Raw genomic sequence first — 14,886 nt, 5'->3', positions numbered from 1 at the left:
TGCGCGGCCAGCGGGAGAGCATGCCGGGCATGTCCGGCAAATCGTACTCACCGACCGGGGACCCGGAGGCGGACCGGCTCCTCACGGTGATCGGGGAGCAGACGACCCGGATGGAGGAGGTCGGCCGGAACCTGGCCGAGGCCAGGGGCCACGGCCGGGCGGCCGACGGCCACGTGTCGGTGGAGGTGCTGGCCAGCGGCGCGCTGGCCGCCCTCCGCATCGACCCGCGTGCTCTCCGCCTGGGCTCCGAGGCCCTCGCGGAGGCGATCCTGGAGGCCTCGGGCGAGGCCGTCAGGGACGCGGCCGAACAGAGCGGCGCGCTGCTGAACTCCCTCCTGGAGGACCCCTTCGGGAACCAACCCCTCTGACCAGGTGACCGGTCGGCCCCGGTTCACCCTGGTCGTGGATCCGGCCCCGGGCTTTCGCCCGGGGCCGGATCCACGACGGGAGCACGGCGAGGGCCGACGAGGGCCGACGAGGGCCGACGAGGGCAGGGCCCCGCTCAGACCGGTGGCTTGGCCGCGCGGGAGCCGTGCACGATCACCTTGGAGACCCACTGCTCCCAGGTGGGGAGGGCGGGGTCCCCCTGGACCGTGTTGTCCGCCACGGTGTACGTGCCCGAGCCCACCAGCCGGGACATCAGGTTGCCCGCCGCGTCGTTGGGGAACGCCCTGCCCCATGGGCCGATCTTGGTCAGGTCGAAGGCCGCGTTGAAGGCCATGTTGCTGACGAAGCCCCGGCCGAACTGCTTGGTGTTCTCCCCCTCCCCGGTGACGTCGTTGCCGGTGAGGTCCTTCTTCACCCCGGCGAGATCGAAGATGCTCCACTGCAGCACCTGCTGGCCGCCCGCGTAGCCCACGCTGTCACCCAGGTAGTAGAACGAGTTGTAGATGATCTTCTCGACGCTGATCTTGAAGATCTTCATCTGCAGGATCGCGCGGCCCTTGAAGAACCTGTCCATGATCTGCTTCTGCACGGCCGCCCCGATGCCCGCCGTGGCCCAGCCCCAGGCCACCGTGTAGACCATGTTCATCCACGCCTGGACGGCGAGCACGATCAGCACGTACCGGGTGATCTCCACGGCCTGCGCGTAGTCGCGGCAGGCCTTCGCGATCGCCCGGCAGAACGTGGCGACCTCACCGGGATAGGGCCGGAAGGTGCCCGTCCACAGCGTGTTGAACTCCCGGACGGCCGCGCCGCCGTTGTTCTTCCAGACCTGCTCGGCGACACCGTTCGCGTCGGTGCCGGAGCCTTCGATGGTGTTGGCCAGGTTGTCCCAGATATCCGCTGCCGTGCGCAGCTTGTCGGGATCGCCTTCCGGCCAGCCCACGCCGAGCATGGACGTGACGAACGCGGCGGCCCCGAGGGAACCCGCCCCCATCGCGGTCTTGACCGGGTTGGCCTTGGCGAACGCCCCCACCGCCCCCAGGGGACCCGTGGGCAGGCCCAGGCCACTCATTCGAGCTCGGCCTTGCTGCCCGGAGCACCGATCTCGGGGCCGACGACCGCTTTGACCATCTCCCCGACCGTCGCCCAGTTCGCCCCGGTGACGTTCTCACCGACCAGGCCCAGGTTGTCGCCGATCTTGCGGTAGCCGTTCCCGATGCCCTCGACATGGCTCTTCGCCTCGTCGCGGGCGGCGAGGTAGCCGGTGCCCCCCGCGGCGCCCGCGAACTTCCGGCCGACCTCGTCGTTGCCCCAGAAGGCGCCCAGGGCGTCGAGGTCGGCCATCGCCTTGGCGAAGGCCGTGGCGAGCTCGTCGCTCTCGGCGTGAAAGTCTTCCTTACGTCTTTTCAGATCGGCCGGACTGATATCCGTCGGCTCCGAAGGAAATGACAAGAGAGCCCCCTGAACGTTACGCACGTTTTCCGGGTGAAACTATTCATCAATTGTTACGCGAGATGTTACGGGTAACGTTCTCCTTTGTTTCTTCCCGTTCACTTGTCCGTATCGGGCTGGGAGACGAACGCGGTCTGGATGAGGCGCACGCCGTTCCTCCGGTCGGACAGATAGGCGCGTCCCGGCGGCAGCGCGTGGGGCCGCACCCCGAACAGCACACCCTCGTCCTTGTGGCCCGACATCATCACGGCCGGGGTCGCCATGTCCTTGAGCCGTTGGAGCACCGGGTCGAACATGGCGCGTCCCGCGCCGCCCATCGCGCGGGCCAGCACCAGGTGCAGGCCGATGTCGCGGGCCTGGGGCAGCAGGTCGAGCAGCCCGCCGAGCGGGTTCGCGCCCGAGGCCACCACGTCGTAGTCGTCGACCACGATGTAGATGTCCGCCCCCTTCCACCAGCCGCGCGAGCGCAGTTCCTCCGGCGAGAGGTTCGCCGGGGGGAGCCGCTTGATCAGCGAATCCCTGAGCTCGCCGATGAACTCGGTGGCGGCCGTCGAGGAGGCCGCGTACCCGATGCGGTGCTCGGTGTAGGCGGCGTCCAGCAGCGAGCGGCGGTAGTCGATCACGACGAGGCGCGCCTTCGAGGGCTCGTGGCGGGCCACGACCCCCTCGGCCACCAGGCGCAGCAGGTTGGACTTGCCGCTCTCGTTGTCGCCGATCACGACCAGGTGCGGATCGGCGTCGAAGTCGGCGAGCACCGGCGAGAGGGTGCTCTCGTCGATGCCCAGCGGGATGCGCGCACCGGTCTCCTCGGGGCCCGGCAGGCTCTCGGGCGCCAGGACGGCGGGCAGCAGCCGCACCCTGGGAGCGGACGGGCCGTGCCAGGCGGCGGCGACGGACTCGACCATCGCCCGGGTGGCGGCGGGCAGGTCGTCGCTCCGGTCGCCGCCGTCGACGCGGGGCAGCGCGCTCAGGAAGTGCAGGCCCTCGCGGGTGAGGCCGCGCCCCGGCACGCCCTCGGGAACGGCCATCGCGGTCCTGCGGTTCACCTCCGACTCGTAGGCGTCACCCAGCCTCAGCTCCACCCGGGAACCGAACAGGTCGCGGATGGAGGGCCGGAACTCCGACCACTTGTTGGTCGCGGCGACCACGTGGATGCCGTAGCCGAGACCGCGGGCGGCCAGCTCGGTGATCGTGGGCTCCAGCGACTCGAACTCCTGGCGGACCGTGAGCCAGCCGTCGACCAGGAGGAACACGTCCCCGAAACCGCCGGGATCCACGGCCCCGGCGGCGATCTGGCGCCGGTAGGCGGCGATCGAGTCGACGCCCAGCTCGGCGAACTCCCGCTCTCGCCGCGCGAGCAGCGCGGTGACCTCGGCGACGGTACGGCGGACCCGGTCGCTGTCCATCCGGTTGGCCACCCCGCCGACGTGCGGCAGGCCCTCCAGCGAGGCGAGCGCGCCGCCGCCGAAGTCCAGGCAGTAGAACTGCACCTCGGCGGGGGTGTGGGTGAGGGCGAGACCGGCGATCAGCGTACGAAGCACGGTGCTCTTGCCGCTCTGCGGCCCCCCGGCCACGGCCAGATGCCCGGCGGCGCCCGACAGGTCGAGCCAGTACGGGTCGCGCCGCTGCTCGAAGGGGCGGTCGACGACGCCGAGCAGCGCGTGCAGCCCCCCGCGCCCCTGCCAGTGCGCGGTCGTCAGCCCGTGCTGCGGGGTGACGGACAAAGGCGGCAGGAGCTGGTCGAGCGAGGGCGGCTCGGCCAGCGGCGGCAGCCAGATCCGGTGCGCGGGCGGACCCTGCCCGCGCAGCCTGCGGACCACGACGTCGAGCAGCGTGTCGCGCCCCGCGACGACGCTCTCGGGCTCCTCCTCCGGCTCGGCCTGGCGGGGAGGCGCGATGTAGGCGGGACCGTAGGGGACGATCTGCCGCCCCTCGGCGCGCTCGCGCCGCACGACCCGCCGCTCGGGAGTGTAGGGGCCTGAGACGTACGCGGCCTTGAAACGGACCATCCCCGTGGTGTCGAACTTCAGGAAGGCGTTGCCCGGCGCCGAGGGCAGTTCGTAGGCGTCGGTCACGCCGAGAACCACCCTGCTCTCCATCGCCGAGAAGGTCCGCAGGCCGATCCGGTACGACAGATGGGTGTCCAGGCCGCGCAGCCTGCCCTCCTCCAGCCGCTGCGAGGCCAGCAGCAGGTGAACCCCCAGGGACCTGCCGAGGCGGCCGATCATCACGAAGAGCTCGATGAACTCGGGCTTGGCCGACAGAAGCTCGCTGAACTCGTCCAGCACCACGAAGAGCGTGGGCATTGGGCGCAGGTCGGCCCCCTGCTCCCTGGCCTGCTCGTAGTCGCGCAACGAGGCGTAGTTCCCCGCGGCGCGGAGCAGTTCCTGGCGCCGTACCATCTCGCCGTGCAAAGCGGCGTGCATGCGGTCGACGAGCGGCAGCTCGTCGGCGAGGTTGGTGATGACGGCCGAGACGTGCGGCAAAGAGTCCATGCCCAGGAAGGTCGCGCCGCCCTTGAAGTCGACGAGCACGAAGTTCAGGACCTCCGACGAGTGCGCGACGGCCAGCCCGAGCACCAGCGTGCGCAGCAGCTCGCTCTTTCCCGAGCCGGTGGCGCCGATGACGAGTCCGTGCGGGCCCATGCCGCCCTGCGCGGACTCCTTGATGTCCAGCTCCACCGGGCGCCCGTCGGTACCGACGCCGATCGGCACCCGCAGCCGGTTGCGCGGTGCCCTGGGACGCCAGAGCAGCGCCGGGTCCAGCCCCGCGGGGTCGCCGAGCCCCAGCAGCTCGGCCAGCGTGGTGTCGGCGGCGAGCGCGTCGCCGCCCCCGGCTCCGGCCGGTGAGCCACGCAACGGGGCGAGCCGCCTGGCGAGCCCGTCCGCCTGCAGGTACGAGAACCGGTCGGGCCTGCCGAGCGGGGTGACGACCTCCTTGCCCGCCTGGTCGGTGGTGACCCGGCTGAACAGGTCCTCGGTGACGCGCAGCCTGAGCATCGTCTTCTCGCCCGCCGGCGTGGTGGTGCCGTCGAGGTCGATGAGGGTGACCCCCTCGATCGCGTCCGCGCCCAGCGGGGAGTCCTGCGGGACGTGCCCGCCGTCGATGATCACGATGTGGTACGGGAGCGCGTCGGGGGAGATCCCCGGCTTGAACCGTGCCCGGTTCTTGAAGTCGGCGCCCAGCAGCCGGTCGAGCTCGCCCAGGTCCTCGGTCATGAGGCGGACGGGCCCCGCCGCGTCGGTCTCGTGCGGGTGGAGGGCGTGCGGGAGCCACTTGACCCACTCCCAGTGGGCCATCCACTCCCTGGACGCGCACACCGCGATCCTGAGCTCGTCCGGCGAGTGGAAGACGGCGAGCTGGCCGACGAGCGCCCTGACCATGTCGCGGACGGCCGCCTCGGGGCCGGTGAGCCTCACCCTGGCGAAGGAGTGCAGGGAGATGGCGATGGGCAGGTCGGCCACCGTCGAGTGGGCGCGGACGAAGCGGCGCAGCGCCCCGGCGGACATGGCGTCCAGGTCCTCGACCGGCTTGGACTCCGGCGGTATGAGCTGGATCGCGAGACGCTGGGAGCCGGTGCCCACCCTGACGGCGCCGAAGTCGGCGTCCGAGGGGCGCCGCTCCCACAGGCGGGCGCTCAGCGCGATCGCCCAGAGGGCGTCGGGGGCGGGGCCGTTCCAGTCGAGCGCCTCACGCTGCCTGGCGGCCGCGCGCCTCACCTTGGCGCGGGTCTGGGACAGGTAGCGGAAGTAGTCGCGGCGCTGGCCGTTGATCCGTAGCTTGCGCTCCCCGCCCGCCCTGCCCATCTGGCCGACGGTCATACCGACCATGGAGAGCGCGAACATGCCGCTCGCCACGTACATGATCGGGTTTCCGCCGCCGCCCCCGGCGAACATCAGCCCCATCGCGGCGCCGCCCGCCACCATCGGCAGGTACATGAGCACCTGCGTGAACCCCGCCGAGGTGGTCTCCGGGATCTCCGGCGGCGACTCCAGGAGGATCTCGCCGCGCGGTGGTGCCGGAGGTGGGCGCCGCTCAGGACGCCGAACGACCACTATGCCCACTTCGCCCCCGATGTGAGTTAAGCAAATATCGTGCAGTCCGGATCACCGTAGCGAAACCGCCCTCGATGTTCGACGGGGTCTTCGAGAACGTCCCGGGACCGATACCGGATGATCGCTGGGGTGTGACTCCACCGCCCGTGACCGGATGATCAGGATGACTCCACCAACCGCGGACCGGATGATCGCGGAGGTGACTCCACCGCCCGTGACCGGATGATCAGGATGACTCCACTGCCCGCGGACCGGGTGGTCGCGGGCTGAACACCGTGCGGTTCGCCCCCCGACGGGTGCCGGATGATCGCGGAGGTGGCTACCATGCGCCCTGTGAACCAGGTGACCGCAATCTCCCTGTGCCGCATCACCGTCGTCACCCCGCGCCGCCGGGTCGACCTGGCGGTGCCCTCGGACCTCCCCCTCTCCCATCTGCTGCCCGACCTGCTCGCCGCCACCGGCGAGAGCGCCGAGGAGGTCGCGCCGGTCGGAGGATGGGGACTCCAGCGGATCGGCGCGGCACCCATGCCCCCCGGCGCGGGCCTGAACGAGCTGGGCATCAGGGACGGCGAGGTCCTCTACCTGCTGCCCCGCTCGTCCCAGCTGCCCGAGGCGGTCTTCGACGACGTCGCCGACACCGTGGCGACCGGCGTCAAGGAAAGGACCGGGCGCTGGCGGCCCGCGCACACCAGGGGCGTGGGGCTGGGCACCGCGGCGCTGTCGATGGTCGCCGCGGCCGCGGTGCTCGCGGTGAGCGGGCCTCCCTGGAGCCCGGTCGTCGCCTTCGCCGGAGCGTGCGCGATCCTCGCCGTCGTGGCGGGCGCCGCGCTCTCCAGAGCCTTGGGCGACGGACGTGCCGGCGCGATCATCGGCTACACCGCGCTGCCCCACGCCTTCCTCGCCGGGGCCTGCGCACCCGCTCCCCCCGCCGGCTCCGCCGCCTTCGGAGCGCCCAACCTGCTCGCCGGGTTCGCGGTGACCGCGCTGGTCGCTACCGTGACCGGCTGGGTCGTCGCCGAGGGCCTGCCCAACTTCTTCGGCGTCGGGCTGGCCGCGGTCATCGGGACGATCTGTTCGGCGGTCGTCATGTTCACCGGGGCGCCCGCCGCCGGTGTGGCCGCGGTGGCCGCCGCGGTGACCCTCGCCTGCGCACCGCTCATCCCGACGACGTCCTTCCGGCTGGCGCGGCTCCCGCTGCCCGCGCTGCCCGCCAACGCCGAGGAGTTGCGCGCCGACACCGAGGACATCGACGGCGCGGACATCCGGCGCCGCGCGACGGAGGCCGAACGGTTCGCGACCGGCCTCACCGCGGGCGTCGCCCTGGTGGCACTGGGCACGCTGCCCGCCCTGCTCACCGCGAGCGGATGGACCGCCCCCGCGACGTTGGTCACGCTCTCGCTCGCACTGCTGATGCGCGCCCGTGTCTTCCAGGGGACGGGGCAGCGTCTCTGGCTGCTCGGCTCGGGGCTGACCGGCCTGCTCGCACTCATCCTGGGCGTGGCGTTCACCACGCCCGGCTCGGCTCCGGCGGTCACGGTCGGCCTGGTGTGCGCGACGGCGGTGGCGGGCGGGATGGCGCTCTTCCTCCCCCAGCGGCGGCCCTCCCCGTTCTGGGGTCGCGCCGGGGACATCCTGGAGTTCTGCCTGATCCTCGCCCTGATCCCGCTCGCGCTCGGGGTGATGGACGTGTACGCGGCCATCAGGGGCCTGTCGGGCTGACCGGCGACAGCGCATCCCGACCGCGAGCTCGTCGACAGCGGTGAACGCCAGATACCGGTGCCGTTCACCGTTCGCACTCTTTGCACTGATCGTCGATCACGCTTCTATGCTGTCGGCGACCGCGCACCCGACGAGGCGGAGGTGGGATGCAGACCCGTCGTGATCTCTATCAGGCGCACAAGCTGATGACCCAGCGCCTGGGCATGGCCCTGCTCCAGGGCGAGCCCGACGTGCCGGAGTCGCCGATGCGCAGGCAGAACGTCGCGACGTTCTGCGGCATCCTGGTCGCGGTGCTGGTGGCGGTGGCGTTCGGCGTCTACGGGCTGCTGCGTCCCGGCGGCGCCACCGCGCTCACCGAGCCGGGAACGGTGATCGTCGAGGAGGAGTCGGGCGCGACCTTCGTCTACAGCGCCACGCGGGGGCAGATGATCCCGGTCGCCAACGTGACCTCGGCCAGGCTGCTGCTCGGCGGCGGGCAGGGGGTGAAGGTCCGCACGGTCACCACGGCGTCACTCGCGAGCTTCCCCCGCGGGCTCCTGGTCGGCATCCCCGGCGCCCCCGAGTCGCTGCCGCCCCGCGAGCGGCTCGTCCGCGCCCCCTGGTCGGCCTGCGTGGTCGAGGGCGTGGACACCGCGGGGACACGTACCCCGCACACCTCGCTCGTCGGCGGCTTCTCGGTCGGCGGCACCCCGCTCGGCCAGGACACCGCGATGGTCGTGCAGGAGGGTTCGCAGACCTGGCTGCTCTGGTCGGACCGGCGGATGCGGGTGCCGCAGAAGAGCCTGCGGGCACTGACCGAGGAGCAGCCCCGGCAGGTCCCCGCGGCCTGGCTCAACGCGCTGCCCATCGGCCCCGACTTCAGCGCCCCGGCGCTCGCGGCCCGCGGCAGGGTGATGCGCGGCCCCGACGGGGGGCGCTCCGCCGCGGGCCGGATCTACACCGTGCGGGCCACGTCGGGGGACACCGCCAAGTGGTACGTCCTGCTCCCCGACGGCCTGGCCGCGCTCACCCCAGCCCAGGCCGAACTCCTGCTCCAGGACCCGGCGAGCAAGAGGGCGTACGGCAGGGCGCCGGTGCGCGCCGTGGAGATCGACGCCGCGACCGCGAACGGGATGCGGCGCTCGGCCACCCGCTTCGATCCCGCGGGGCTTCCCGCCACCATGCCCCGGGTCGTCGCCCCCGATCCCGCCTCGCCGGTGTGCGCGGTCTACGCCGAGACCGAGCGCGGATCGACGCGGGCGCGGCTCACCGTCGGCAGCACCATGCGCATTCCCGCACCGCCGGCGGGCCGCTTCGACCAGGACTCGGTGGACCAGGTCGTGCTCCCGCCGGGCACCGCGTCGCTGGTGGGCGTGCTGCCGGGGAACGACAGGCTGGACGCGGTCACCTCGGTCTTCCTCGTCAGCGACCAGGGGCGACGGCACGCGATCACCGCGACGGAGTCGCTGGCGAGCCTCGGCTACACGGCGGCGGACGTCGCGCCGCTGCCCGCGCACATCGTGCATCTGATCCCGCAGGGACCCGTGCTCAGCCGGACGGCGGCGGGAGTCCCGGTGCCCGTGGGACAACCGTGATCCCCGTTATCAACGGTACATCTGTTCGTTACAGGTGAGAGATGCGATGGTTGTCCACTTTGTAATGATCGAAAGACCCATGTCAGTCGAACACCATGGAGGTGTCACGTGGTTCAGAGGACCACCGCGTACCATTCGCGGCTTGGTGAGGCGTCACAGAAGACCGACGACGCCAAGGGCACGATCAACCAGATCAAGACCCAGCTCGACGGCCACCGGGGCGAGCTGCGCTCCGGCTGGGACGGCCAGTCCGCGGTCTCCTTCGACGGCGTGTTCAACGCCTGGAGCACCGAGATGACCAACATCCTGCGCGAGCTCGAGGGCCTGTCGATCAAGCTCAAGAACATCCAGAAGAACTACGAGACGGCCCAGGAGAACCAGACCGCCGTCTCGCAGCGGCTCGGGGCCGACATCAACAGCTGACAGCTCAGAAACGGGGATCACCATGGCTAGCGACTTTGACCGCACTCTTGTCGACTTCGGCCAGATGGACCGCTCTGCCGCTGACTTCGCGCGGCAGTGGCAGATGTTGGAAGGGACCCTCCAGAACCTGGAAGGGGACCTCGACCGGTTGCTCGGCGACTGGGAGGGCGACGCCCGCACGGCCTACTACGGCGCCCGTGCGCAGTGGGACGCCGCGTCCGGCCGGATGGCCGCGCTGCTCCAGCGTCTCGGTGGCGTCATCGAGATCGGCAGGGAGAACTTCGCGAACACCGAGAAGGTCAACGTCACGATGTTCGACGGACGCTGACCCCGCGAACGGGGCGGGTCACGGCGCTGCCGCGGCCCACGTCACCGGGGAGAGCCAACCGGGTCGCGGCGTCGCCGCGGCCCCTTCAGTAACGGGGAGAGAGGCATGTTACCTCCCGAAGACAGAGTCGCGCCCCCCTGGCCAGGCCTCGACAAGGACCGTCCGGCCGTCGAGATCAAGCGCGACCGGATCAAGCAGCTCCTCAAGGCCCTTGAGGAGGACGTCGCGCGCCTTGAGGGCTCGAACGAGGGCGCCCTGCAGGACATGCGGGCCATGACCAACCTGACCGAGGCCCACTTCGGCACCTGGGACACCGCCAAGGACGTCGCCAGGACCGCGGGCAAGGCCCACATGAAGGTCGGCACGGTATACCAGGACACCATCGTCAAATACCGGGCCGCGATCGAACTGCTGCGCGTCGCCGCCTACAACTACCAGGACGCCGAGCAGGCCAGCACCACGAACAAGGCGGGGTGAGACGCGATGGGCAACGACCACGCGCTTCACCACATCAAGTTCGACGGTGAGGGCCCCCCTGGGATCGGCAGCCGTGGCCACTACAGCGGCTACAGCGCCGAAGAGATCAAAGTGATGTTGCAGAACACCAACCCGCGGGCCATCGAGGACGCGGGCCACGCCTACAGTTCCGCCGCGTCCACACTGCGCGCCAGCCACACCCTCATCCGGCAGATCGCCGGAGAACTCGCCCAGGTCTGGAGCGGTGACGCCTCGATCGAGGCGCAGAACGCGCTCCAACTGGTCCACAAGACGGTCAACGAGCTGTCCACCCGCTGCGGCCAGCTCGGGCCACCACTGACCCACTACGGCAGGGAGGTCCTTCCCAAGTACATCGAGTACGCCAACAGCAGGCCCTCGATGGGCTTCCTCGACGGGGTCGACTTCCTTCCGGGAGACGACATCGCCGTCGGGAAGGTCGGTGACACGTATCTCTTCACCAACAAGTCGACGAACGACTTCGCCCGCGAGGACCTGATGGCCCTCAACCAGGAGCTGGTCAACCTCTACGAGCGCATTCCCGCGACCGTGGAGAAGGACCTACCCCAGTTGAGCGGCGCGGCCGACCCCGCGCTCACCAACCAGAACTACCCCGGCGGCCTGGGAGGCTACCCGGGAGGCGGGGGTTACCCCGGGGGCGGCGGCATACCCGGCGGCTACGGCGGGGGTGGCGTCGGAGGGCTGCCCGGTTTCTCGGGCGGTTATCCGGGAGGCCCGGGGAGCGGCTATCCGAGCGGGAGCGACTATCCCGGCGTCTCCCAACCCTCCGTCCCGGCCTATCCCGGCGGTCCCGGCGGTCCCGGCACGGGTAATCCGGGTACGGGTGTTCCCGGCACGGGTCTTCCCGGTCCGGGTGTTCCCGGCACGGGCCTGCCGGGGAACGGCAACCTTCCGCCCGGATACACCGACCCGACGGTTTTGAACCCGAACGACCCACGCGCGGGCCTGGATCCGAACGATCCGCGTAACACCAAGCTGGCCGGTTTCGAGCCCACCGTGCCCGGCCCCGGAACCGGGCTCGGTCCCGGCACGGGAGCCGGTCCCGGTACCGGGCTCGGCCCCGGAACCGGTCTGCCCCCCTACACCGGGGGCGGTGGAGGGGGCGCGGGTCCCACCGTGTTCGGCCAGAACGGTCCCGCGGGGCCGAGTTCCTGGGTCGGCAACGGCGGCACCACCGGGACCGGTGGTGGTTTCGGCGGCGTCGGTGGGGTCGGCGGCCCGAGGGTCGACGGCCGTGGCGGCATGGGCATGGGCGGCATGCCGTTCATGCCCATGAGCGGCGCGGCGGGCCAGGGAGACCAGGACCGCGAACGCTCCACCTGGCTGACCGAGGACGAGGACGTGTGGGGTGGTGACCGCGGTACCGCACCGCCCGTGATCAACTGATCGGACCGCGCGGGGGCACCGCCTTCCCGGCAGCCCCCGCGCGCGTTCCGCCCTCCCTCCCCGAGGGGCCGTGATCTCGGCTCCTCATAGAGTGAGGGGATGAGACTCACGAAATTCAGACACGCGTGTGTCCGCCTGGAGAAGGACGACTCCGTCCTCGTGATCGACCCGGGCTCCTTCAGCGAGGAGTCCGCGCTCGACGGGGCACAGGCCGTACTCATCACCCACGAGCACTTCGACCACGTGGACGCCGACCGGTTGCGCCGGGCCGCCGAGGCCAACCCGGCCCTGGAGATCTGGACCAACGAGAGCGTGGCCGCCACGCTCACCGACGTTCCCGCGAAGATCCAGGTGGTACGGCACGGCGACGCCTTCGACACGGCCGGCTTCGGGGTGAAGGCCGTCGGTGAGTGGCACGCCCCCAACCACCCGGACCTGCCGATCGTGCGCAACGTCGGCTTCCTGGTGGACGAGGAGGTCTTCTACCCGGGTGACGCGTTCACCCCTCCGGGTGTCGAGGTGCCCACGCTCCTGGTACCGACCAACGCGCCGTGGATGAAGGCGACGGAGATGGTCGAGTATCTCCGCCAGGTCCGTCCGGCCCGTGCCTTCTCCACCCACGACGGCCTGATCAACGACATCGGGCTCCGGCTGGTCGACATGTGGCTGGAGATGGAGTCGGACAAACAGAAGGCCGACATGCGCCGCCTCAAGCCCGGCGAGTCGGTCACCCTGCCCTAGCCTCAGGAGGCCGAGGTGATGGTGGCCGAGCCGATCACGGTGTCGCCGAGATAGAGCACGGCCGCCTGCCCCGCCGCGACCCCGGTGGCCGGGTCGTCCAGCGTGATGTGGACCTCCCGGCCGGAGAGCTGGGCACGGCAGCCGTACACCTCGCCGTGGGCGCGGAGCTGGACCGTGCAGGACAGTGGCTCGCGCGGCTCGTCCACCGGGCCGTTCCAGACCGGCCGCTCCGCGACGATGGTCGTGACCTGGAGGGACGAGCGCGGTCCGACGGTGACGGTGTTGGAGACCGGCTCGATGGAGAGCACGTAGCGCGGGCGGCCGTCGGGGGCCGGGCGGTCGATGCGCAGGCCCTTGCGCTGGCCGATCGTGAAGCCGTAGGCACCCTCGTGGCCACCCACGACCTCGCCGGACTCGTCGACGATCGGGCCGTGCTCCGCGCCGAGGCGGTCGGCGAGGAAGCCTCGGGTGTCGCCGTCGGCGATGAAACAGATGTCGTGGCTGTCGGGCTTGTCGGCCACCATGAGGCCACGTCGCGCGGCCTCCTCACGGACCTGGGCCTTGGTGGAGTCACCCAGTGGGAAGATCGCGTGAGAGAGCTGCTCCCTGGTGAGCACGCCCAGGACGTACGACTGGTCCTTGCCCTGGTCGGGGCTGCGGCTCAGGACACCGTCCGTGATCCGCGCGTGGTGCCCGGTGGCCACCGCGTCGAAGCCCAGCGCGAGGGCCCGGTCGAGCACCGCCTCAAACTTGATCTTCTCGTTGCAGCGCAGGCACGGGTTGGGCGTGCGTCCGGCGGCGTACTCGCTGACGAAGTCTTCGACCACGTCCCGGTGGAACCGCTCGGCCATGTCCCAGATGTAGAAGGGGATGCCGATCACGTCGGCGGCCCTGCGGGCATCTCGCGAGTCCTCGACCGTACAGCACCCGCGGGCGCCGGTCCGATAGGACTGGGGGTTGGCGGAGAGGGCGAGGTGGACACCGGTGACGTCATGGCCCGCCTCGGCGATGCGGGCGGCCGCCACTGCGGAGTCGACGCCACCGGACATGGCGGCAAGCACACGAAGACTCATAACCCCTTGAGCCTACCCGCGCCGGGCGCCCATCCCCGTCGGATCAGCTCATCCCCGCACGGCGGGCGCGCTCGACGACGAGGCCGATGACCTCGACGAGCCGGTCCACGTCCTCCTCGGTCGAGGTGTGCCCCAGGGAGAAGCGCAGCGAGCCGCGAGCCCGCACCCCGTCGGCGCCCATCGCGAGCAGCACGTGGGAGGGCTGGGCCACCCCGGCCGAGCAGGCCGAACCGGTCGAGCACTCCACGCCCTTGGCGTCCAGCAGCATGAGCAGGGCGTCGCCCTCGCAGCCGGGGAAGGAGAAGTGGGCGTTGCCGGGGAGGCGGCTCACCGGGTCGCCGTTGAGGATCACGCCGGGCACCGCCTGGCGGACCCGGTGGATGAGGTCGTCGCGGAGCCCGGTCAGCCGGGCGGAGGTCTCGGCCTGCCTGGCCACCGCGGCCCGCACCGCCGTGGCGAAACCGGCGACGGAGGGGGCGTCGAGCGTGCCGGAGCGGATGTCGCGCTCCTGGCCGCCGCCGTGCAGCACCGGCATCGGGTCGACGCCCCTGGCGAGCAGCAGGGCGCCGACGCCCATCGGGCCGCCGACCTTGTGCCCGGAGATCGTCAGCGCGTCGACCCCCGAGTCGGCGAAGTCCAGGGGAAGCTGGCCGACGGCCTGGACCGCGTCGGTGTGGAAGGGGATGCCGTGCTCCCGGGCGATCGCGGCGAGCTCGTGGACCGGCTGGATGGTGCCGACCTCGTTGTTGGCCCACATCACGCTGACCAGGGCGACGCTCGCCGGGTCACGCTCGATGGCGTCGCGGAGGGTCTGCGGGTGCACCCGGCCGACCTCGTCGACGTCGAGCAGCTCGACGGTCGCGCCCTGGTGGTCGCTCAGCCAGTGCGCGGGGTCCAGGGCGGCGTGGTGCTCCACCGCGCTGATCAGGATCCTGTCGGCGCCCCCGGCGCGACGGGCCCAGTACAGGCCCTTCACCGCGAGGTTGTCGGCCTCGGTGCCGCCCGCCGTGAAGACGACCTCGCTGGGCCTGGCGCCGAGCGCGGCGGCGATGGTCTCCCTCGACTCCTCGACGACCTGGCGGGTGCGGCGACCGGCGGCGTGCAGGGACGACGCGTTGCCGACCCGGCCGAATTGGGCTGTCATCGCCTCGATCGCCTCGGGAAGCATCGGCGTGGTCGCCGCATGATCGAGATAGGCGGGCTTCACGGCCGCATTCCCCTCCCCCACTCGC

13 protein-coding genes are annotated in these 14,886 nt (G+C 71.3%); 8 read left to right on the top strand and 5 right to left on the bottom strand.

Annotation, left to right across the window (positions count from 1 at the left end; all coding sequences use genetic code 11):
* Window positions 1–29 precede the first annotated feature (29 nt).
* A complete protein-coding gene (locus AB0B96_RS16390) occupies window positions 30–368 on the top strand; it encodes a YbaB/EbfC family nucleoid-associated protein (RefSeq protein ID WP_362899396.1) in 339 nt (112 codons plus the stop codon).
* A gap of 134 nt (window positions 369–502) precedes the next feature.
* Here AB0B96_RS16390 and AB0B96_RS16385 read toward each other — a convergent pair whose 3' ends face one another.
* The 3 genes from AB0B96_RS16385 to eccCa form a co-directional block, all read right to left on the bottom strand.
* Window positions 503–1,459, bottom strand: coding sequence for a hypothetical protein (locus tag AB0B96_RS16385; protein ID WP_350947595.1), 957 nt, complete (start codon window positions 1,457–1,459; stop codon window positions 503–505).
* The gene (locus AB0B96_RS16380; RefSeq protein ID WP_362899394.1) at window positions 1,456–1,839 is read right to left on the bottom strand and encodes a hypothetical protein; all 384 of its coding nucleotides are present in this window, start codon (window positions 1,837–1,839) and stop codon (window positions 1,456–1,458) included. Before AB0B96_RS16380 ends, AB0B96_RS16385 begins: the two co-directional genes overlap by 4 nt.
* Before the next feature lie 98 nt (window positions 1,840–1,937).
* Complete coding sequence (gene eccCa, locus AB0B96_RS16375) at window positions 1,938–5,903, bottom strand: type VII secretion protein EccCa (protein ID WP_362899392.1); 3,966 nt, start codon at window positions 5,901–5,903, stop codon at window positions 1,938–1,940.
* Window positions 5,904–6,227: 324 nt separating this feature from the next.
* On the opposite strand from eccCa, the gene eccD reads away from it, so the two are divergent.
* From eccD to AB0B96_RS16340, 7 genes are all read left to right on the top strand, one after another.
* Window positions 6,228–7,613 (top strand): type VII secretion integral membrane protein EccD, encoded by a 1,386-nt coding sequence (gene eccD / locus AB0B96_RS16370; RefSeq protein WP_362899390.1) that lies wholly within the window; start codon window positions 6,228–6,230, stop codon window positions 7,611–7,613.
* Window positions 7,614–7,759: 146 nt separating this feature from the next.
* Window positions 7,760–9,187 (top strand): type VII secretion protein EccB, encoded by a 1,428-nt coding sequence (gene eccB / locus AB0B96_RS16365; protein ID WP_362899388.1) that lies wholly within the window; start codon window positions 7,760–7,762, stop codon window positions 9,185–9,187.
* A gap of 108 nt (window positions 9,188–9,295) precedes the next feature.
* Window positions 9,296–9,610 (top strand): WXG100 family type VII secretion target, encoded by a 315-nt coding sequence (locus tag AB0B96_RS16360; RefSeq protein ID WP_350947590.1) that lies wholly within the window; start codon window positions 9,296–9,298, stop codon window positions 9,608–9,610.
* Window positions 9,611–9,632: 22 nt separating this feature from the next.
* On the top strand, window positions 9,633–9,938 hold the full coding sequence (locus AB0B96_RS16355; protein ID WP_350947589.1) for a WXG100 family type VII secretion target: 306 nt from the start codon (window positions 9,633–9,635) through the stop codon (window positions 9,936–9,938).
* A gap of 105 nt (window positions 9,939–10,043) precedes the next feature.
* Complete coding sequence (locus tag AB0B96_RS16350; RefSeq protein ID WP_362899385.1) at window positions 10,044–10,415, top strand: hypothetical protein; 372 nt, start codon at window positions 10,044–10,046, stop codon at window positions 10,413–10,415.
* Window positions 10,416–10,421: 6 nt separating this feature from the next.
* Entirely contained in the window at window positions 10,422–11,840 is a 1,419-nt protein-coding gene (locus AB0B96_RS16345; protein ID WP_362899383.1) for a WXG100 family type VII secretion target, read from the top strand.
* A gap of 99 nt (window positions 11,841–11,939) precedes the next feature.
* Window positions 11,940–12,581 carry an MBL fold metallo-hydrolase gene (locus AB0B96_RS16340; RefSeq protein ID WP_362899381.1) on the top strand — a complete coding sequence of 214 codons (642 nt, stop codon included), beginning with the start codon at window positions 11,940–11,942 and terminating at the stop codon, window positions 12,579–12,581.
* Window positions 12,582–12,583: 2 nt separating this feature from the next.
* Here the strand turns inward: AB0B96_RS16340 and mnmA are convergent, their stop codons facing one another.
* Entirely contained in the window at window positions 12,584–13,654 is a 1,071-nt protein-coding gene (gene mnmA / locus AB0B96_RS16335) for a tRNA 2-thiouridine(34) synthase MnmA (RefSeq protein ID WP_362899379.1), read from the bottom strand.
* A 43-nt stretch (window positions 13,655–13,697) separates the two neighbouring features.
* Window positions 13,698–14,861 carry a cysteine desulfurase family protein gene (locus tag AB0B96_RS16330; protein ID WP_362899377.1) on the bottom strand — a complete coding sequence of 388 codons (1,164 nt, stop codon included), beginning with the start codon at window positions 14,859–14,861 and terminating at the stop codon, window positions 13,698–13,700.
* Window positions 14,862–14,886 lie beyond the last annotated feature (25 nt).

The sequence above is a fragment of the Streptosporangium sp. NPDC049046 genome (assembly GCF_040649155.1).
Classification (GTDB): Bacteria; Actinomycetota; Actinomycetes; order Streptosporangiales; family Streptosporangiaceae; genus Streptosporangium.
Note: the sequence above shows the minus strand (reverse complement) of the source record. Positions and strands in the feature narration are given on the sequence as shown.

Coding starts and splice junctions, on each gene's coding strand:
- AB0B96_RS16345 (WP_362899383.1), top strand. CDS start 10,422: ATGGGCAACGACCACGCGCTTCACCACATCAAGTTCGACGGTGAGGGC.
- eccB (WP_362899388.1), top strand. CDS start 7,760: ATGCAGACCCGTCGTGATCTCTATCAGGCGCACAAGCTGATGACCCAG.
- AB0B96_RS16390 (WP_362899396.1), top strand. CDS start 30: ATGTCCGGCAAATCGTACTCACCGACCGGGGACCCGGAGGCGGACCGG.
- AB0B96_RS16340 (WP_362899381.1), top strand. CDS start 11,940: ATGAGACTCACGAAATTCAGACACGCGTGTGTCCGCCTGGAGAAGGAC.
- AB0B96_RS16385 (WP_350947595.1), bottom strand. CDS start 1,459: ATGAGTGGCCTGGGCCTGCCCACGGGTCCCCTGGGGGCGGTGGGGGCG.
- AB0B96_RS16350 (WP_362899385.1), top strand. CDS start 10,044: ATGTTACCTCCCGAAGACAGAGTCGCGCCCCCCTGGCCAGGCCTCGAC.
- mnmA (WP_362899379.1), bottom strand. CDS start 13,654: ATGAGTCTTCGTGTGCTTGCCGCCATGTCCGGTGGCGTCGACTCCGCA.
- AB0B96_RS16355 (WP_350947589.1), top strand. CDS start 9,633: ATGGCTAGCGACTTTGACCGCACTCTTGTCGACTTCGGCCAGATGGAC.